General features: G+C 71.7%; 17 protein-coding genes. 9 read left to right on the top strand and 8 right to left on the bottom strand.

Annotated features, from left to right (window positions below):
• Window positions 1-14 precede the first annotated feature (14 nt).
• A complete protein-coding gene (locus tag IEZ03_RS14945; RefSeq protein WP_184879023.1) occupies window positions 15-1,223 on the bottom strand; it encodes an acetyl-CoA C-acetyltransferase in 1,209 nt (402 codons plus the stop codon).
• A gap of 189 nt (window positions 1,224-1,412) precedes the next feature.
• Between IEZ03_RS14945 and IEZ03_RS14940 the strand changes: the two genes are divergently transcribed.
• Together IEZ03_RS14940 and IEZ03_RS14935 are read left to right on the top strand one after the other, a co-directional pair.
• Window positions 1,413-1,649: a hypothetical protein gene (locus IEZ03_RS14940; RefSeq protein ID WP_184879021.1), complete on the top strand. Its 237-nt coding sequence runs from the start codon at window positions 1,413-1,415 to the stop codon at window positions 1,647-1,649.
• Window positions 1,650-1,742: 93 nt separating this feature from the next.
• A complete protein-coding gene (locus IEZ03_RS14935; RefSeq protein WP_184879019.1) occupies window positions 1,743-3,305 on the top strand; it encodes a 3-hydroxyacyl-CoA dehydrogenase in 1,563 nt (520 codons plus the stop codon).
• Window positions 3,306-3,357: 52 nt separating this feature from the next.
• Here the strand turns inward: IEZ03_RS14935 and IEZ03_RS14930 are convergent, their stop codons facing one another.
• Window positions 3,358-4,605: a CU044_5270 family protein gene (locus IEZ03_RS14930; RefSeq protein WP_184879017.1), complete on the bottom strand. Its 1,248-nt coding sequence runs from the start codon at window positions 4,603-4,605 to the stop codon at window positions 3,358-3,360.
• Window positions 4,602-5,168: an RNA polymerase sigma factor gene (locus IEZ03_RS14925; protein WP_184879014.1), complete on the bottom strand. Its 567-nt coding sequence runs from the start codon at window positions 5,166-5,168 to the stop codon at window positions 4,602-4,604. Before IEZ03_RS14925 ends, IEZ03_RS14930 begins: the two co-directional genes overlap by 4 nt.
• A 675-nt stretch (window positions 5,169-5,843) precedes the next feature.
• Here IEZ03_RS14925 and dnaK point away from each other — a divergent pair.
• The 5 genes from dnaK (at window position 5,844) to clpB (ending at window position 12,789) form a co-directional block, all read left to right on the top strand.
• Window positions 5,844-7,703, top strand: coding sequence for a molecular chaperone DnaK (gene dnaK / locus IEZ03_RS14920; protein WP_184879011.1), 1,860 nt, complete (start codon window positions 5,844-5,846; stop codon window positions 7,701-7,703).
• The gene (grpE, locus tag IEZ03_RS14915; protein ID WP_184890258.1) at window positions 7,697-8,332 is read left to right on the top strand and encodes a nucleotide exchange factor GrpE; all 636 of its coding nucleotides are present in this window, start codon (window positions 7,697-7,699) and stop codon (window positions 8,330-8,332) included. Before dnaK ends, grpE begins: the two co-directional genes overlap by 7 nt.
• Before the next feature lie 139 nt (window positions 8,333-8,471).
• Entirely contained in the window at window positions 8,472-9,644 is a 1,173-nt protein-coding gene (dnaJ, locus tag IEZ03_RS14910; RefSeq protein ID WP_184879009.1) for a molecular chaperone DnaJ, read from the top strand.
• A 48-nt stretch (window positions 9,645-9,692) separates the two neighbouring features.
• The gene (locus IEZ03_RS14905) at window positions 9,693-10,148 is read left to right on the top strand and encodes a heat shock protein transcriptional repressor HspR (protein WP_184879007.1); all 456 of its coding nucleotides are present in this window, start codon (window positions 9,693-9,695) and stop codon (window positions 10,146-10,148) included.
• 43 nt (window positions 10,149-10,191) lie between these two features.
• Window positions 10,192-12,789, top strand: coding sequence for an ATP-dependent chaperone ClpB (gene clpB / locus IEZ03_RS14900; RefSeq protein WP_184879005.1), 2,598 nt, complete (start codon window positions 10,192-10,194; stop codon window positions 12,787-12,789).
• Window positions 12,790-12,848: 59 nt separating this feature from the next.
• Here the strand turns inward: clpB and IEZ03_RS14895 are convergent, their stop codons facing one another.
• From IEZ03_RS14895 to IEZ03_RS14875, 5 genes are all read right to left on the bottom strand, one after another.
• On the bottom strand, window positions 12,849-13,220 hold the full coding sequence (locus IEZ03_RS14895) for a hypothetical protein (protein ID WP_184879003.1): 372 nt from the start codon (window positions 13,218-13,220) through the stop codon (window positions 12,849-12,851).
• Between the two features lie 38 nt (window positions 13,221-13,258).
• On the bottom strand, window positions 13,259-13,678 hold the full coding sequence (locus IEZ03_RS14890) for a roadblock/LC7 domain-containing protein (RefSeq protein ID WP_229808290.1): 420 nt from the start codon (window positions 13,676-13,678) through the stop codon (window positions 13,259-13,261).
• Window positions 13,679-13,710: 32 nt separating this feature from the next.
• Window positions 13,711-14,385: a hypothetical protein gene (locus IEZ03_RS14885; protein WP_184879001.1), complete on the bottom strand. Its 675-nt coding sequence runs from the start codon at window positions 14,383-14,385 to the stop codon at window positions 13,711-13,713.
• Window positions 14,386-14,450: 65 nt separating this feature from the next.
• Window positions 14,451-14,831 carry a roadblock/LC7 domain-containing protein gene (locus tag IEZ03_RS14880; protein WP_229808289.1) on the bottom strand — a complete coding sequence of 127 codons (381 nt, stop codon included), beginning with the start codon at window positions 14,829-14,831 and terminating at the stop codon, window positions 14,451-14,453.
• 329 nt (window positions 14,832-15,160) lie between these two features.
• Entirely contained in the window at window positions 15,161-15,868 is a 708-nt protein-coding gene (locus IEZ03_RS14875) for an SMI1/KNR4 family protein (protein ID WP_184878999.1), read from the bottom strand.
• Window positions 15,869-15,998: 130 nt separating this feature from the next.
• Between IEZ03_RS14875 and IEZ03_RS14870 the strand changes: the two genes are divergently transcribed.
• Window positions 15,999-16,994, top strand: a complete 996-nt coding sequence (locus IEZ03_RS14870; protein WP_184878996.1) for an NAD-dependent epimerase/dehydratase family protein — start codon at window positions 15,999-16,001, stop codon at window positions 16,992-16,994.
• Between the two features lie 69 nt (window positions 16,995-17,063).
• On the top strand, window positions 17,064-18,692 hold the full coding sequence (locus IEZ03_RS14865; RefSeq protein ID WP_184878993.1) for an alkaline phosphatase D family protein: 1,629 nt from the start codon (window positions 17,064-17,066) through the stop codon (window positions 18,690-18,692).
• The last annotated feature ends 169 nt before the right edge of the window (window positions 18,693-18,861 follow it).

Here is an 18,861-nt window from a genome sequence, read left to right as displayed (position 1 = left end):
ATGCGGGTGGGGGGTCAGACCTTCTCGAACACCGCTGCGAGGCCCTGGCCGCCGCCGATGCACATGGTCTCCAGGCCGTAGCGGGCTTCGCGGCGGTGCATCTCGCGGGCGAGGGTGGCGAGGATGCGGGCTCCCGTGGCGCCTACGGGGTGGCCTAGGGAGATGCCGGAGCCGTGGACGTTGACGCGGTCCCAGTCGGCGTCCTTCAGGTCCCATTCGCGGGTGACGGCGAGGACCTGGGCGGCGAACGCCTCGTTCAGTTCGATGAGGTCGATGTCGGCGAGGGTGAGCCCCGCCCGGTCCAGGGCCTTGGCGGTGGCCGGGACGGGGCCGATGCCCATGGTGCGGGGCGGGACGCCGGCGCGGGCCCAGGAGACGAGCCGCACCAGCGGGCGCAGGCCCAGTTCGGCGGCGCGTTCGGGGGTGGTGACGACGCACGCGGCCGCCGCGTCGTTCTGGCCGCTGGCGTTGCCCGCGGTGACCGTGGCCTGGTCGTCGGACTTCCCGAGGACGGGACGGAGCTTCGCCAGCCCCTCGACCGTCGTGCCGGGGCGGGGGTGCTCGTCGGTGTCGACCACGGTGTCGCCCTTGCGCGACCGGATGGTCACCGGGACGATCTCCTCGTCGAACACCCCGGACTGCTGCGCCGCGACGGCGCGCTGGTGGGAGCGCACGGCCAGCTCGTCCTGCTCCTCGCGGCCGATGCCGTACTCGCGCCGCAGGTTCTCGGCGGTCTCCAGCATCCCGCCGGGCACCGGGTGGCCGGCGCCGCCCGCGGTGACGCGGCCGCGGGCGAGCGCGTCGTGCAGTTCGAGGGACGGGCCGCGCACGCCCCAGCGGGCCTGCGTCGTGTAGAAGGGCGCGTTGCTCATGCTCTCCGCGCCGCCCGCGATGACGACGTCGCTGACGCCGAGCTGGACCTGCATGGCGGCGTCGAGGACGGCCTGGAGCCCGGACCCGCAGCGCCGGTCGAGCTGGGTGCCGCCGACCTCGATGGGCAGCCCGGCGTCGAGCGCGGCGACGCGTCCGATGGCGGGGGCGTCGGCCGAGGGGTAGCAGTGGCCGAGGATCACCTCGTCGACCGCGTCGCCGGGCAGGCCCGCGCGCTCCACGAGCGCGCGGATGACGGTCGCGGCGAGCTCGACGGGCGGGACGGACTTCAGGACCCCGCCGAACCGGCCGATCGGGGTACGCAGCGGCTCGCAGACGACCGCTTCACGCATGGATGCTCCTCAACTCGACGTCTGGCGCACTTGGCAGGTTATGCGGTTCGTCCGGATCGGTGGCGTGCGGGCTTCCGTCCAGCGGAGCATTCGGATGCGGGCCCCTTCCGTGAGGGTGACCGCGGCCGGGGTAGCACCCGGCGGGGGCGTCCCGGTCCCGGGACGCGGAGATCATCGGAGAGGGCGGGCATGGCGACGAAGATGCTGAAGATGCTGGTCGCGGCGCTGGCGTTCCTGACGCCGGCGGCCCCGGCCGCCGCGCTGGCCGGGGTGGTCGGGGCGACCGCCGTCGTGACGGCCGGGTGCGGCGGCGGCGGGAACGGCGACGACGGCGGGGACCAGGACGGTGACCGCGACCAGCAGGACGACCAGGACAACGACAACCAGAACAACGACCAGGACGACGACGGGGGTAACGACGACTGATCCGCCGGTGCGGCGGCGGTGGCCGTGGGGGCCGCGCCTACTATCGTGCCGGGGCGCGGCCACCGGCCCGGCCCGTGGGACGGAGGAGGCGGCATGGCGGAAGGCGCGGCGGACGGCGCGGGGCACTGGGCGCGGGACGTGCGGACGGTCCGGGTGATCGGCGCCGGAGTGATGGGGCGCGGCATCGCGCAGCTCGCGGCGGCGGGCGGGCTGACCGTGGAGATCGCCGACGTCCGCGCGGAGGCGGTGCGGGACGCGGTCGTCCACATCCGCGGGATGTTCGACAAGCTCGTGGCGAAGGGCCGGATGACCGCGGACGACGCCGCCGCGGCGAAGGAGCGGCTGCAGCCGGTCGGCGAGCCGATGACGCCTTTCCAGGAGTGCGACCTCGTCATCGAGGCCGTCCGGGAGGACATCGAGACCAAGCGTGAGCTGTTCTCGACCCTGGAGAAGGTCTGCCCCGAGCACACGATCCTTGTCACCAACACCAGTTCGCTGCCGGTCACGTCGATCGCGGCCGTGCTGAACGACCCGTCCCGTGTGGCGGGCCTCCACTTCTTCAACCCCGTGCCGTTGATGCGCCTCGTCGAGGTGATTCCGGGGGCGCGCACCGCCGAGTGGATTCCGGACGCGCTGACCGACCTGGTGAGGCGTCTCGGTCACGAACCCGTGCTCGCGCCAGACGCGCCTGGGTTCCTGGTCAACCACGCTGGGCGCGGGCTGACGACGGAGGCATTGCAGATCCTCTCCGAGGGTGTCGCCGAGCCCGTGGACATCGACCGCATCGCGCGGGACGTCCTCGGCCTGAAGATGGGGCCTTGCGAGCTGCTCGACCTCACCGGGTTGGACGTGTCGCACCCGGTGATGGAGTCCATCTGGACGGGCTTCTACACGGAGCCGCGGTTCCGTCCGTCCAGGATCGGGCGGGCCCGCGTCGAGGCGGGCCTGTACGGGCGCAAGACCGGCGAGGGCTTCTACAAGTACGTGGACGGTGCCAAGCAGGAGCCGCCCGAGGTCACGGCCCCGGACGTGGAGGCCCGTCCCGTCTGGGTGCACGGCGATGTCCGCGAGGAGCTTGGGGCGTTGCTGTCGACGTCTGGGGCCGAGGTGGAGTCCGGTGAGCGTCCGTCCAGTCGAGCGGTCGTGCTCGTCGCACCGCTCGGGCGGAGCACGGTCGAGACCGCCCTTGCCGAGGACCTTCCCGTAGAGCGCACCTTGGGTGTTGACCCGTTCGGTGGGTTCTTCACCCGTCTGACCGTGGCCGTGCATCCCGGGCTCGACAAGGAGACAGGGCGTGCTTGCCTCGCGGCCCTCGCCGCCACAGGCCGGGCCGTCACCGTCGTGAGGGACGTCCATGCGCCCGTCGCTCAGCGGCTTCTCGCGGCGATCGTGAACGTCGGCTGCGGGATCGCCGAACAGCGGCTCGCCCTCCCCGAGGACATCGACACCGCCGTCCGGCTCGGCCTCGGTTACCCGCGCGGTCCGCTGGAATGGGGCGAGCACGCCGGGGCCGACCGCGTCCTGGCGATCCTGCGCGGCCTGCACGCCTCCACCGGCGACCCGCGCTACCGCCCGAGCGCCTGGCTCACCGAACGCGCCGCCCTCGGCCTGCCGCTGACCCACGCCGGCACGTCCCCGGCCGACCTCACCGCCTGACGAACCGCCGGGAAACCCCCGTCCGGTGCGCCGGACGGGGGCCTGTCCCGGGTCAGTGAGGCAGCTTCGCGGGCGGCTGCGGCTTGGCGTCGGTCCAGCCCGTGTCGCGGACGGCCATGTAGTCGATGACGAACCCGCGTGCACGGTCCTTATAGGGACCGCCGGGCTTGGTCAGCACGTACTGCGAGGCCAGCACCGCGCCCGTGGCCTTGTCGAAGATGAGCTCCTTGCGGGCCATGTACGTGCCCCGCTGCCCAGGCGGCGTGCCGGAGTCGCCGGTGACCTCGACGGTCCTGCTCTCGGACGCCAGCGCGACGCCCTTGCGGCCGAGCGGATCGGTCGCCTCCCCGATCGCCTCCACGCCCGGCAGCGCGGTCGCCGCCCGGATCAGCCCGGCGCGCACGTCCGGCGGGACCGGCGAGTTCACGATGAGCCCGCCGACCGCGCCGAGCTTGGCGAAGGAGTCGAACTCGTGCTTGGGGAGCGGCCCGTGCGCGCGTTCCATCTCGTTGAGCTTCTCCGGCGACGGCGCTCCCGCCGCGCGCCACTGCATCGCCTCGGAGGTCAGGAACCGCTCGGTGAGCTTCTTCGGGTCCGTCGGCAGGTTCTGCACCTCCTCGGTGGTCATGCGGCCGTACCACTGGTCACCGCCGGAAGCGTCGGAATGGTCCACCTTCCACGCCGTATTCTCCGCGGTGTTCAGCGTGAGCCACTTGTCCCCCGACCAAGCCCTGATCTTCGCCGGGGAGCCGGCCTTCCGCCACGCCGCCGCGTCCGGCGGGGTCTGCGGCCGGGCCGGGAGCATGCGCCAGGCGCCGCCCGAAGCCGAACCGGGCTTGGCCCCCGCCCACCGGAAGGACTCCGTGTACGCGCCGACCATCACGTACGAGCCCGTCCCGCCCCGGACGACGTAGGACTGGCCGGCGACGTCATCGGAGAACCAGTACTCGCCGATCTCCTGCTTCGCCGCGTTCTCCGCCGCGACCAGCACGGCCTCCTTGCCGAGGCTGATCTCGCCCGGACCGCCTCCGGGGTCACCGCCCTCGGGCGCCCCGGGCACGGCGGCCGAGACCGCGATCGCCGCCGCGGCGCCCGCCGAGACGATGCCCGTGCCGATGACCGCCCAGCGGACCGGACGGCGCCCCCGCGCCCGTCCCGCGGCGGGCGCCGCCTCCGGGTCCGCCCGGAGCGCCCGGCCCAGGTCGCGTTCCCGGCGGGCGCGGGCCGCGGCCGGGTCGGCCGGGGGGTCGAGCTGCTGGGGCCGCGCCGCGGACAGCGCCTTCATCACGTCGTGCTTCATCGGACCGCCTTCTTCTTCGGAGTGATCATGGAGGGGGCGCGCGCCGCGACCGGGCCGGGCGCCCGCGACTCGGCGGCGAGCGCGCGTTCCAGGCGGCGCCGGGCGCGGTGCAGCCGCACGTAGAACGCGGCCTTCGAGCAGCCGACGACCGTCGCCGCCTCGTCCGGCGACAGCTCGTGCCAGGCGACGAGCGTCAGCAGCTCGCGGTCGCGGTCGGGCAGGGCCGCCAGCGCCCGCAGCATCCCGGCGCGCTCGGCCACCGCCTCCGCGACGTCGCCCGCGGGCGGCTGCCCGGCCGCCCAGGTCCGCAGCTCGCGGGCCAGCGCGTCCTGCCGCCCTCGCGCCCGGTAGGACTCGCGCAGCAGGTTGCGGGCGATGCCGAACAGCCACGGCAGCGGCTCGTCCGGCAGGTCGCGGATGCGCCGCCAGGCGACGCAGAACGCCTCACTCGTGATCTCTTCGGCGGCCTGCGCGCCGACCCGGCTCACGACGTAGGCGTGGACGCGCGGATGGTACGCGTCGTAGATCGCCGTGAACCGGGCGGCGTCTTCGGGATCCGACAAGGTCTGGGCCCTTCGTCCGGGGGTGCCGTCACCTGGGTAGTGATCCGGGCCCGCAGCTTCTTACGAGAGCGTCCGAAGTTCGCGAAGATACGGGCCCGGGTGTCAGCGGGCGAGGTAGGCGCGCGTGATCCGCTGGTCGACGCCGCTGCCGTCCGCGTCCGCCGCCTGGACGCGGAGCGACACGGCCCCGCCCGGGGGTGGCCGCCGGGAGCGGTGCGCTGAAGCGGCCGCCGCCCAGGGCCTTCACCGGGGCTGCCTCCTTGCCCGAGGGCAGGCCGCCCGTGGGAGGCGGGGCGGCCTGGGCCGGCGGGGGCATCGCGGTCAGCGCGCCCGCCGCCAGCAGGGCGCCGAGCATTGCCCGGCACCAGGTTCGGGGGGTCATCGGGTCTCCTCTCGTCACGAGGCGATCGCCCGGAGCGGGTGACCGACTTCATGGCGGGAGTGGCGACTGATCCCGTTTTCTTGCAGCCGGTGGGGAACCGGAATAGGTGGCTCAATCGTCCTGTTGTAGAGGACGTCAGCAAAGTTGAGCCTGGTCGACTCAAGTCATTTGACAACGGGGAACCGGCCGGGCAACCTTGCGGACAGCAACGAACCGGCCGCACCCCGGGGGCGACCGGGGGGCGTTCACAACCGGAAACGCGCTGAACACCGGAAACGACGGAGGACGAGAACATGGCACGTGCGGTCGGCATCGACCTCGGGACGACCAACTCGGTCGTCGCGATTCTGGAGGGCGGCGAGCCCACCGTCATCGCGAACGCGGAGGGGTCGCGGACCACACCGTCCGTCGTCGCCTTCGCCAAGAACGGTGAAGTCCTGGTAGGCGAGGTCGCCAAGCGCCAGGCGGTGACCAACGTCGACCGGACGATCCGTTCGGTCAAGCGCGAGATGGGCACCGACTGGAAGACCACGATCGACGGCAAGGACTTCAACCCGCAGCAGATGAGCGCGTTCGTGCTGCAGAAGCTCAAGCGCGACGCTGAGGCGTACCTGGGCGAGACCGTCACCGACGCGGTCATCACCGTGCCCGCCTACTTCTCCGACCACCAGCGCCAGGCCACCAAGGAGGCCGGCCAGATCGCCGGGCTGAACGTCCTGCGCATCATCAACGAGCCGACCTCGGCGGCGCTGGCCTACCACCTGGAGAAGGAGAACGAGGCCACGATCCTGGTCTTCGACCTGGGCGGCGGCACGTTCGACGTGTCCCTGCTGGAGGTCGGCGACGGCGTGGTCGAGGTGAAGGCCACCAGCGGTGACAACCACCTGGGCGGCGACGACTGGGACCAGAAGCTCGTCGACTGGCTGGTCGAGAAGTTCAAGAACGCCAACGGCGTCGACCTGGGCAAGGACAAGATGGCCCTCCAGCGGCTGCGCGAGGCCGCGGAGAAGGCGAAGATCGAGCTGTCCAGCTCGACCGAGACGCAGATCAACCTGCCCTACATCACCGCGTCGAGCGAAGGCCCGCTGCACCTGGACGAGAAGCTCAGCCGGGCCGAGTTCCAGCGGATGACCAGCGACCTGCTCGACCGGACCAAGGCGCCGTTCAACTCGGTGCTGAAGGACGCCGGCATCTCGGTGAACGACATCAACCAGGTCGTCCTGGTCGGCGGCTCGACCCGGATGCCCGCGGTGTCCGACCTGGTCAAGGAGATGACCGGCAAGGAGCCGAACAAGGGCGTCAACCCCGACGAGGTCGTCGCGATCGGCGCCAGCCTCCAGGCCGGCGTGCTCAAGGGCGAGGTCAAGGACGTCCTGCTGCTGGACGTGACCCCGCTGAGCCTGGGCATCGAGACCAAGGGCGGCATCTTCACCAAGATCATCGAGCGGAACACCACGATCCCGACCAAGCGGTCGGAGACGTTCACCACCGCCGACGACAACCAGCCGTCCGTGGAGATCCAGGTCTACCAGGGCGAGCGCGAGATCGCGGCGTACAACAAGAAGCTCGGCACCTTCCAGCTCACCGGTCTGCCGCCGGCGCCGCGCGGCGTCCCGCAGATCGAGGTCACCTTCGACATCGACGCGAACGGCATCGTGAACGTCAGCGCGAAGGACCAGGGCACCGGCAAGGAGCAGTCGATGGTCATCACGGGCGGCAGCGCGCTGCCCAAGGACGACATCGACCGCATGATGCGCGACGCCGAGGAGTACGCCGAGGAGGACCGCAGGCGCAAGGAGGAGGCCGAGGTCCGCAACCAGGCCGACACCCTCGCGTACTCGACCGAGAAGTTCCTGCGGGAGAACGACGAGAAGGTCCCCGAGGAGCTGAAGACCGAGGTCAACGACGCGGTCGCCGAGGTGAAGAAGGCCCTGGAGGGCACCGACGTCGACGCCATCAAGACCAGCGCCGAGAAGCTCGCGCAGGTCAGCCAGAAGATGGGCGCCGCGATGTACGCGCAGAACCCCGAGGGCGCGCAGCCGGGCGGCGACGCCGGCCCGACGGCCGACGCCCAGGGCGGCGACGAGCAGGACGACGAGGTCGTCGACGCCGAGATCGTGGACGACGAGAAGCCGAAGGGTGATGCATCGTGACGTCCTCCCCTGACGAGGGCGAGGAGAAGGAGGGCCCGGTGATCCGCGACAAGCGGCGCATCGATCCCGAGACGGGGCAAGTCCGGGAGCAGGCGGCCGAGTCGCCCGCCCCGGAGGCCCCCGCGGACGACGGCGCCAAGGCCACCGACCAGGAGGTCACCGCGCTGCAGGAGCAGCTGGCGGAACGCGTCGCCGACCTCCAGAGACTGAAGGCCGAATACGACAACTACCGCAGGCGCGTCGAGCGCGACCGGGTCGCGGTCCGGGAGCAGGCCCTCGGGCAGGTGCTGTCCGAGCTGCTCCCGGTGCTGGACGACATCGTCCGCGCCCGTGAGCACGACGAGCTCCAGGGCGGGTTCAAGTCCGTCGCCGAGAGCCTGGAGGCCATCACGGGCAAGCTCGGCCTGGAGCGGTACGGCGAGAAGGGCGAGCCCTTCGACCCGACCGTGCACGAGGCGCTCATGCACTCGCTCTCGCCGGACGTGACCGAGACGAGTGTCGTGGACGTCCTCCAGCCCGGTTACCGGATCGGCGAGCGGATACTGCGGGCCGCGCGCGTGGCGGTGGCCGACCCCGCCCCGGACGCCGGCGGCGAGAGCGGCGGCGACACGGGCGGCGACGGCGAGTGATCCCCGGCCCCGCGCCGAGGGATCCGGGGGCACGCCCCCCGAAGGACCCGGTGTCCCGTCCCGGCCGCGACGGCCGGGACGGGACCGCCGGGGCACGTGAAGACATGTGGCAAGTGGCGATAGCAGAAGGCGGGGCGCCGTGAGCACCAAGGACTACCTGGAGAAGGACTACTACAAGGTCCTCGGTGTCGCCAAGACGGCCTCGCAGGAGGAGATCAAGAAGTCGTACCGGAAGCTGGCGCGCAAGTACCACCCGGACGCGAACAAGGGCGACGCCGAGGCCGAGGACCGCTTCAAGGAGGTCTCCGAGGCGTACGACGTCCTCTCCGACGAGAAGCGCCGCAAGGAGTACGACGCGGTGCGGTCCATGCCGGGCGGCTTCCGCGGCCAGCAGGGCGGCGGGAGCTTCCCGTTCGACCTCGGCGACCTGTTCGGCCAGACCGGCGGCGGGACGCAGACCGGCGGCACCGGGGAGCGCATCGGCGACCTGTTCGGCGGGCTGTTCGGCCGCGGCGGCGGCGGGCGCACCACCGGGACGACGCGGCGCGCGCGGCGCGGCGCGGACGTCGAGACCGAGGTGACACTGTCGTTCGGCCGCTCGATGAACGGCGTGACCGTGCCGATCAAGCTGACGAGCGAGGCCGCCTGCAACGCCTGCCGCGGGACCGGCGCCAAGGCCGGCACCGTGCCGCGGGTGTGCCCGAACTGCGAGGGCACCGGCCACGAGACCCGCAACCTGGGCAACTTCGGCTTCCAGGAGCCGTGCAAGGACTGCCACGGGCGGGGCCTCGTCGTCGACGACCCGTGCCCGATCTGCCACGGCAGCGGCCGCGCCACCGGCACCCGCACGATCCAGGCGCGGATCCCGGCGGGCGTCGCCGACGGCCAGAAGATCCGGCTGAAGGGCAAGGGCGCGCCGGGCGAGAACGGCGGCCCGCAGGGCGACCTGTACGTCAACATCAAGGTGCTCCCGCACAAGGTGTTCGGCCGCAGCGGCGACAACCTCACGCTGAGCGTCCCGGTGACGTTCCCGGAGGCGGCGCTGGGCGCGGAGATCCGGGTGCCGACGTTCCAGGGCCAGCCGGTGACGCTGCGCCTGCCGGAGGGCACCCCGAACGGCCGCACGTTCCGCGTGAAGGGCCGCGGCGCCCCCCGGCGCGACGGCACCAAGGGCGACCTGCTCGTCACCGTCGACGTCCAGGTCCCGCAGAAGCTCGACGACCAGGCGCGGGAGGCCCTCGCCCGGCTGCGCGAGGCGAACGCCGGCGACGACCTCCGCGTCGACCTCCTCCAGCAGGCCAAGCAGGAGTGACGACATGAGGTGGCGTTGTCTCCCGGGTGCGCGTGAACGGAGTGGGCCGTGAATACTGATCCGTTCGGTGACGACACTCCGGTCTACGTGATCTCGGTGGCGGCGCAGCTGTCCGGGCTGCACCCGCAGACGCTGCGGACCTACGACCGGATGGGCCTCGTGTCCCCGGGCCGGACGGCGGGACGGGGCCGCCGCTACTCGATGCGCGACATCGTGATGCTCCGCGAGATCCAGCGGCTCTCGCAGGAAGAGGGCATCAACCTGTCCGGCATCAAGCACATCCTGGGGCTGCAGCGCGACAACGTGCGGCTCCGGGAGGAGCTCGCGAAGGCGCACGCGGCGCTGGAGGAGCTCGCCAAGGAACTCGAGTCCACCCGTTCCGTCGCGGCCCGGCTGGCGCAGCAGCGCCGCCGGCACGGGGAGCAGGGCGGCACGCCCGGGTCCGACCTGGTGCCGATCAGGCAGACGAGCGTCGTGGTCTGGCACGAACGCAACCGGGACTAAAGCTCAATATCACCGCTTCTCAATACACGGGGGCTGGGGACACATGGACTACAAACTGACGCAGAAGAGCCAGGAAGCGGTGTCGGTCGCGGTCCGCAGGGCCGCGGCGGAGGGACACCCCGAGGTGGAGCCGCAGCACCTGCTGGTGGCGCTGATCGGACTGACCGACGGGACGGCCGTCCCGCTGCTGGAGGCCGTCGGCGCGGACTGGCAGGCCATCCGGCGGCAGGCCGAGGAGCAGCTCGCGGCCAAGCCGAAGGCGGAGGGCTCGACGGTGGCGACGCCGCGCCTGTCGGGGCAGCTCCAGCGGTCGGTCAACACCGCGGGGCACCGCGCGGAGCAGCTCGAGGACGACTACGTCTCGACCGAGCACCTGCTGGTCGGGCTGGCGGCGGACGGCGGCCCCGTCGCGGGCCTGCTGAAGGAGCACGGCGCGACGCCGCAGGCGCTGCTGGACGCGTTCGAGAAGGTGCGCGGGCACGCCCGCGTCACCAGCGAGAACCCCGAGGGCACCTACCAGTCGCTGGAGAAGTACGGCGTCGACCTGACGGCCGCGGCCCGCGACGGCCGGCTCGACCCGGTGATCGGGCGCGACGCGGAGATCCGCCGGGTCGTGCAGGTGCTGTCGCGGCGGACGAAGAACAACCCGGTGCTCATCGGCGAGCCCGGCGTCGGCAAGACCGCCGTGGTGGAGGGCCTGGCGCAGCGCATCGTCGCGGGGGACGTCCCCGAGTCCCTGCGCGGCAAGCGCCTCGTGTCGCTCGACCTCGGCGCGATGGTCGCGGGCGCGAAGTACCGCGGCGAGTTCGAGGAGCGGCTGAAGGCCGTCCTGCACGAGATCAAGGAGTCCGAGGGGCAGGTCGTCACGTTCATCGACGAGCTGCACACCGTCGTCGGCGCGGGCGCGGCCGAGGGCGCGATGGACGCCGGCAACATGCTGAAGCCGATGCTGGCCCGCGGCGAGCTTCGGATGATCGGCGCGACGACGCTGGACGAGTACCGCGAGCGGATCGAGAAGGACGCGGCGCTGGAGCGCCGGTTCCAGCAGGTCTTCGTCGGCGAGCCGTCCGTGGCGGACACGATCGCGATCCTGCGCGGGCTCAAGGGCCGCTACGAGGCGCACCACAAGGTGCAGATCAACGACTCGGCGATGGTGGCGGCGGCGACGCTGTCCGACCGCTACATCACGTCCCGGTACCTGCCGGACAAGGCGATCGACCTGGTGGACGAGGCCGCGTCCCGGCTGCGCATGGAGATCGACTCCCGGCCCGTCGAGATCGACGAGCTGCAGCGCACCGTCGACCGGCTCAAGATGGAGGAGATGAACCTCTCCAAGGAGACCGACGAGGCGTCCCGGCAGCGGCTCGACAGGCTCCGCGCCGACCTGGCCGACAAGCAGGAGCACCTGACCGGGCTCGTCGCCCGCTGGGACAAGGAGAAGGCGAGCCTGAACCGCGTCGGCGAGATCAAGGAGCGGATCGACCAGCTCCGCGGCGAGGCGGAGCGCGCGCAGCGCGACGGCGACCTGGAGACGTCCGCGCGGCTCACCTACGGCGAGATCCCGGCGCTGGAGAAGCAGCTGGAGGAGGCGTCGGAGGCGGCCGAGAACCGCGACGCGATGGTCAAGGAGGAGGTCGGCCCCGACGACGTCGCCGACGTGGTCGCGCTGTGGACGGGCATCCCCGCCGGCCGGCTGCTCGAAGGGGAGACGGCGAAGCTGCTGCGGATGGAGGAGGAGCTCGGCAGGCGGCTGATCGGGCAGTCCGCCGCGGTCCGGACGGTGTCGGACGCGGTCCGCCGCGCCCGCGCGGGCATCTCCGACCCCGACCGCCCGACCGGCTCGTTCCTGTTCCTCGGCCCGACCGGCGTCGGCAAGACCGAGCTGGCGAAGGCGCTCGCGGAGTTCCTGTTCGACGACGAGCGGGCGATGACCCGCATCGACATGAGCGAGTACTCCGAGAAGCACAGCGTGGCGCGGCTGGTCGGCGCCCCGCCCGGCTACGTCGGCTACGAGGAGGGCGGGCAGCTCACCGAGGCCGTCCGGCGCCGCCCGTACTCGGCGGTGCTGCTGGACGAGGTGGAGAAGGCGCATCCCGAGGTCTTCGACATCCTCCTCCAGGTCCTCGACGACGGCCGGCTCACCGACGGCCAGGGCCGCACGGTCGACTTCCGCAACACGATCCTGATCCTCACGTCCAACATCGGGTCGCAGTTCCTGGTCGACCCGACGCTGGAGAACGGCGCGAAGCGCGAGGCGGTCTGGAACGCGGTGCGGAACTCGTTCAAGCCGGAGTTCCTCAACCGGCTGGACGACGTGATCCTGTTCGACTCGCTGTCCACCGCCGAGCTGACGAAGATCGTGGACCTGCAGGTCGACCAGCTGGCCAGGCGGCTCGCGGAGCGGCAGCTCACGCTCAAGGTGAGCGACGCGGCCCGCGAGTGGCTGGCGCTGACCGGCTACGACCCGCTGTACGGGGCGCGGCCGCTGCGCCGCCTCGTCCAGACGGCCATCGGCGACCAGCTCGCCCGCGAGCTCCTCTCCGGCGAGGTCCGCGACGGCGACGAGGTGCTCGTCGACCTGGACGAGGCCGCCGACAAGCTGACCGTCCAGCCCGCCCGCGGCCTGACCCTCACCAAGTAGGGCCCGCGGAGGCTTGTGCCCGCCGCCCCCGTTGCCCGGGGGCGGCGGGCACGTGTTCTTCAGACCTCCAGGTTCTCCTCGATGTCGCGGAGCCGGTGCCGGGCCATGGCGAGGTTGGCGCGGGCGCGGTCCAGCGCCATGTAGAGGAACAGGCCCTTGCCCTTGCGTCCGGTCACCGGGCGGATGATGTGGTACTGGCTGGAGATGCTGATGAGGATGTCCTCGATCTCCTCCTTGATGGCGAGCTGCTCCATGGTGCGGAGCTTCGCCCGGACGACCTCGGTGTTCCCGGCCGCCGCGACCTGGAGGTCGAGGGTCTTCGAGCTGCCGAGCTGGCCGAGGGCCATCCCGCTGTTGTAGTCGACGACGGCGACGCCGATCGCCCCGTCGATGGCCATCATGTCCTTCAGCGCGAGATCCAGGTTGGACATGCGTGCTCCCCTTTCGTGGTTGCCGTGTGCGGTGGTCGTCATGTGCGGTGGTCGGTGCGCGGTCCTGCGAGGTGCGCGGCGATGGCGCGGGCGGCGGGGCGGGACTCCAGGTGGAGGCGCCCGACGTTGACGGCCGGGCCGGCGAGGACGGTGAGGGACGCGGTCGGCCCCGCGGCGTAGATCACGACGTAGCCGTCCACGCCGCGGATCACGACCTCGTGGAACGCGCCGCCGTGCGCGGTCTGCGCGATGCGGTGCGCCAGCGAGAGGCCGGTCGCGGTCACGGCCGCCATGCCGGACGGCTCGACGGACTCGGGCAGGTCCTGTGCGATGAGCAGCCCGTCCGCCGACGCGACCAGGGTCCCGGTGAGCTGCGGGATGCGGGCCCGCAGCGTCCTCAGCTCGGCCGTCACCTCGGCCTCCGGCAGCCGCACCGCCGGCGCCGCTCGTTTCGCCACCTTCGTCAGCCTTTCGATCAGTGTCCACACGGTCAGCCGAGTTCCACGAGCGCCGTCCGGAGCCGGGTGAGGAGGTCCTGGTCGGCCGGCGCCCACTCGGCCGGGAGCTCCGGCCGCGGCGCCGGCCCGGGTCTCGGGGTCCCGGTCCGCGCCGCCTCGGGTTCCGGGGCCTCGGTGCGCAGCAGCGATGCGGCGGCGAGGCCGCGGACGGCGAGGAGGCAGGCGAAGGCCGTCCGCCCGAGGTCCCGCGCCAGCTCCGCCGGCGTCCGCGTCCCGTCGGCGTTGAGGAGGATCTCCGCCTGGAGGCCGGTCAGGATTACGCGCTGCCGCCGGACGCGCCGGACGGGCTCCACCGGCGCGACGTCCACGGCCCCGTCCGGCCAGGCGGCGTCGAGCAGCCCGCGCCGCCGGCGCTGCTCGTGCACGAGCGTCGCCACGGTGATCCCCGGGGACGCCGCGTCCACCGGCTCCTCGGTGAAGACAGGTTCGGCGTCCGAGCCGAGCAGGAAATAGGCGGCGTCGAACAGCGCGAGCAGCGCCGCCAGTTCGGGATCGTGCCCACCGGCGCCGGGCGCGTGGCGGCTTTCGGCACCGGTGACGAGCCCGCGGCGGATATGTAGCGCACCCTCCTCTCCGACGCGCAGCGAACCGGTGCCGCGCGCACGCTCCAGCGAACCGAGGACTTCTGGAATATCCGCCACCGTCACCCGTCCGTCATTTCGGCCCCGCTACTTCGGCTCTCCGTCGCTTCGTCCCTGTCACTTCAGCACCGTCATTTCGGCCCTGTCATTTCATCGACGAGGCCCCGCATCCGCAGCCGGGCGAGCGCGAGATTCCCCTTTTCCCGGTCGAGCAGCAAATGGACGAACAGATGGCCGTCGAGATCCGCTCCGGTGAGGGCCAATAGGTGGTATCCGTCCGTACCGCAGACGATGATCTCCTCGACGTCGTCGCCGGCCGGGGTGGCGCTGAGCGCGGGCGCGGTCAGCACGGCCCGCACCACGTCGGTCGCGCCGGCGGCGTCCTCATGCTGGTCGACGAGGTCCTCCCGGCCCGCGGCCGCGACGGCGAGCCCGCTGGCGCAGTCCACCAGCGTGACCCGCTGCGCGCCCGGGATCGTCATCATCCGCGCAAGGCAGTCGTCAATGCGCACGCCCATTCCCCCACCGAATGAGAGTTGCAGGAACTCGACCTTAGACCGAACTTTGCCCCACGCAAGGCCAACCAGTTAAATCCGCACGACTCCCATCGAGCGGGACATAAATACCATCAGGTATGCCAACCGGTCAGCCCACACATAACGTTGCGCCCCGGAATACGGACCACCCGCCTCACCCCATTGCACGCCGCCCACAACCACCTCTCAGCGGACGGGCGCAGCACCCACAACGTTGACTTGCGGCGTGTTGTTGTTATGGCAGGCCGGATAACAACAACACGCCGCAAGTCAACGGAGCGGGTGGGGCTTGGTGGGCTACTGCGTCAGGAGGTGAGCCAGTCGGCCGGGAAGTCTTCGCGGAAGCGGTCCAGGGTCTCCTCGTCGCCGGCGCGGACGGAGAGCCAGCCTCCGGCGTCGCAGATGAGCAGGCCCGGGGCCGTGTAGAAGGCCTCGCCTTCCTCACCCTCGGGGTACGACGGGAAGGGCAGCCGGGTGAAGCGGCGGTCCAGCTCTTCGAAGTCCTCGAAGTCGCCGTGGTCGCACACGGGCTCGTCGGCCTGGAGCGCCTCGGAGAGGACGATCTCTATGCAGGACGTGGAGAAGGCGGCCAGCCAGCCCTCCCAGCGCTCCGCCTCCTTGTCCCCCAGGTCGGTGCGCATGCGGACGGGCGGGTCCGCCTTGTCCAGGTCGCCGAGCAGGACGCCCCATGAAGCGGCCCCCTGGTTCTCCTCGCGGAAGACGAGCGCCTCCTTGCGGTCGTCCACGTAGAACTCGTCCGGGCTCAGCAGCAAGTGCATGTTGCTGTGCAGGTCGGCGCGCCGGCCGAACAGCGCGTACGCCTCGCGGAGGGCGGCGGGGAGGCGCACGCCCAGGGCCGCTTCGACCGCCGTCAGGTCGGCGTCCGGGATCCCGTCGCCGGGGGCCAGCGGGGTCCGCCACGTCGCGGCGAAGCCCCGGATGTACGCCCACGCGGCCGTCCGGTCGCGCAGCGCGGCCGGGAGATCCCGGACAAGGTCGAAGGAATCGGTCACGGTCGTGAAGCTACTCCGGTTACGGGCGGGCCGTTCGGCGGTTGAACGGTTCCGGTGTACAACCGCCGAACGGTTCCGCTCTGAGCGTGCAGCCGTTCCGTACAGAACGTACAGAGGGCAGAGTTCTCCCATGAGGCTTTTGATGTTGGGCGGGACGGAGTTCGTGGGCCGCGCCACCACCGAGGACGCGCTCGCCCGGGGATGGGAGGTGACCGTCTTCCACAGGGGACGGCACGAGCCGCCCAAGGGAGTCGCATCGCTGCACGGCGACCGAACCGCGGAAGGCGGCCTCCAAGCGCTCAACGACGGGGAGTGGGACGCGGTCGTCGACACCTGGTCGAGTGCACCGTCCGCTGTGCGTGACGTCGCGAGGCTCCTGGACGGACGCGTCGGACGGTACGCCTACATCTCCAGCCGTTCGGTCTACCAGTTCCCCGCGCCGGCCGGGTCCGGCGAGGAGGCCGCCGTGGTCGGCGGCTCCCCCGGCGAAGGCGACGACGTCGACTACGCGACGGCCAAGCGCGGGGGAGAACTCGCAGCTACCCAGGTGTTCGGCGAACGGGCCCTGCTGGTGCGGGCGGGACTCGTCCTCGGCCCCTACGAGAACATCGGGCGCCTGCCGTGGTGGCTGACGCGCATGGCGAGAGGCGGTGCGGTCCTGGCCCCCGGCCCACGCGACGCGGGCCTGCAGTACATCGACGCCAGGGACCTCGCCACCTGGACTCTGGACGCCGTCGAGCAGGAACTCGGCGGGCCGTTCAACCTGGTCAGCCCGCCCGGGCACACGACGATGGGCGAGTTCCTCGAAACGTGCATCCAGGCGACCGGATCCGACGCTGAGCTGGTGTGGACCTCTCCTAAGGAGATCCTCGACGCGGGCATCCAGCCGTGGACCGACCTTCCGGTCTGGCTGCCGCCCGGTGAGGCGTACGACATGATGCACCAGGGGAACGTGGCCAAGGCCCTTTCAGCGGGCTTGCGCTGCAGATCCGTGCAGGAAACGGTCACGGACACGTGGGAGTGGCTGCAGAGCATCGGCGGACGGGCACCGCAACGTCCCGACCGGCCGGTGGTCGGTCTCGACGCGGAGACCGAGGCGAAGTTCCTGCGCCGCCGACCCGGATGATCCCGCGCCGCCAACCCCGGATGGCGCTTCGGTGGACGCGGCGGGGTCCGGTCGGCTAGAGAGACTGACATGACCGCTTTGGTACTCGGCCCGCACCTCCGGCACGTGAGTCACCACACCGCGACGATCTGGGTGGAGACCGACCGGCCCTGCGAGGTCCGGGTCGTCGGCCGGGAGCACGGTGTGGACGCCGCAGCCCGGACCTTCACCGCGCACGGCCACCACTACGCCGTCATCGAGATCGAGGGCCTCGCCGCGGGCGCGCGCGTCCCCTACGAGGTGCTGGCCGACGGCGAGACCGTCTGGCCCGAGGGCGACACGGGGTTCCCGCCGTCCCAGATCAGGACGCTGGACCCGGCGGGCGCCCTGCGCATCTCGTTCGGCTCCTGCCGCCGCTCCCCCGGGACGGTGGAGCAGTTCGGGCACGACGCGCTCACCTCGCTCGCCGAGCGGCTCCGCGCGGGCGGCGACTCGGTCGTCTGGCCGGACGTCCTGCTCATGGTCGGCGACCAGATCTACGCCGACGAGCTGACCGACGAGATGCGGGAGTTCATCCGCGCCCACCGCGGGCCGGGGGAACTGCCCGTCGAGGAGGTCGCGAACTACGAGGAGTACACCTATCTCTACAAGCTGGCCTGGTACGACGACCCGGCGGTGCGGTGGCTGCTGTCCACAGTCCCGACGTTCACCATCTTCGACGACCACGACATCAGGGACGACTGGAACACGTCCTACACGTGGCGACAGCAGATGTGGTCGCAGCCCTGGTGGAGGGACCGCATCACCGGCGGGATCGGCTCGTACTGGATCTACCAGCACCTCGGCAACATGTCGCCGCAGGACCGCGCGTCGGATCCCGTCTTCAAGGCGGTGCGGACGGCGTCCGATAGCACGGGCGACGCGGGCGCCGTCCTGGACGAGTTCGCGGAGAAGGCCGACAAGGAACCGGCCAGCACGCGCTGGAGCTACGCGCACGACTGGGGCGGCGTCCGGCTGATCGTCGTGGACAGCCGCTGCTCCAGGCTCCTCACCGCCGACCGCCGCGGCATGCTCGACGACGAGGAGTTCGCCTGGCTGGACGACCAGTGCCAGGGCGGCATGGACCACCTGCTCATCGCGAGCTCCCTCCCCTACCTGCTGCCCAGGACGATCCACCACGCGGAGTCGTGGAACGAGGCGGTCGCGGGCGGCGCCTGGGGCAAGACCGCGGCGAAGCTGGGGGAGAAGGTCAGGCAGGCGGCCGACCTGGAGCACTGGGCGGCCTTCGAGAGCTCGTTCCGCACCCTCGCCCACGATGTCATCGCCGTCGGACGCGGCGAGCGCGGCCCGGCGCCGGCGAGCATCTCGTTCCTGTCCGGCGACATCCATTACTCGTACCTGGCGCGGGTCACCGAGCCGGGCACCGAGTCGAAGATCTCGCAAGTCGTCTGCTCGCCGCTGCGCAACCCACTCGCCGGGGTGTTCCGCTGGGCGAACCGGCTGGCGTACGCGCGGGCGACGGGCTGGCCGTTCCGCGCGCTCGCGAAGCTCGCGAAGGTGCCCGCCACGCCGCTGCGGTGGCGGCTCACCGACGGCCCGTGGTTCGACAACGCCATCGCCACCGTCGAACTGTCGGGACGCGACTGCGGCGTGCGCTGGGAGACCCCGAAGGACGGCGGCAGGCTCGCCGAGATGGCGCGGGCGAGAATAACCGGCTGAGCGCGCGGCGCGCCCCGACCGGAAAATCCACGGCCCGCGAAATGGACAACAAATCGTGATCGATCCATCACGATTTGCGACCGGAAACTGCGGGTCGGCGGCCGGGCCGGTCGCGGCGCCGCACACCATGCGCGGTTGAAGGCCGGGTACGGGGCGTCCCGCGATTGAA

Source organism: Actinomadura livida (assembly GCF_014648675.1).
GTDB classification, from domain to species: Bacteria; Actinomycetota; Actinomycetes; order Streptosporangiales; family Streptosporangiaceae; genus Spirillospora; species Spirillospora livida.
Note: the sequence above shows the minus strand (reverse complement) of the source record. Positions and strands in the feature narration are given on the sequence as shown.

Bases quoted from the DNA above. Each gene is read 5' to 3' on its own strand.
- IEZ03_RS14945 (WP_184879023.1), bottom strand. From the start codon at position 1,223: ATGCGTGAAGCGGTCGTCTGCGAGCCGCTGCGTACCCCGATCGGCCGG.
- IEZ03_RS14940 (WP_184879021.1), top strand. From the start codon at position 1,413: ATGGCGACGAAGATGCTGAAGATGCTGGTCGCGGCGCTGGCGTTCCTG.
- IEZ03_RS14935 (WP_184879019.1), top strand. From the start codon at position 1,743: ATGGCGGAAGGCGCGGCGGACGGCGCGGGGCACTGGGCGCGGGACGTG.
- IEZ03_RS14930 (WP_184879017.1), bottom strand. From the start codon at position 4,605: ATGAAGCACGACGTGATGAAGGCGCTGTCCGCGGCGCGGCCCCAGCAG.
- dnaK (WP_184879011.1), top strand. From the start codon at position 5,844: ATGGCACGTGCGGTCGGCATCGACCTCGGGACGACCAACTCGGTCGTC.
- clpB (WP_184879005.1), top strand. From the start codon at position 10,192: ATGGACTACAAACTGACGCAGAAGAGCCAGGAAGCGGTGTCGGTCGCG.
- IEZ03_RS14895 (WP_184879003.1), bottom strand. From the start codon at position 13,220: ATGTCCAACCTGGATCTCGCGCTGAAGGACATGATGGCCATCGACGGG.
- IEZ03_RS14870 (WP_184878996.1), top strand. From the start codon at position 15,999: ATGAGGCTTTTGATGTTGGGCGGGACGGAGTTCGTGGGCCGCGCCACC.
- IEZ03_RS14865 (WP_184878993.1), top strand. From the start codon at position 17,064: ATGACCGCTTTGGTACTCGGCCCGCACCTCCGGCACGTGAGTCACCAC.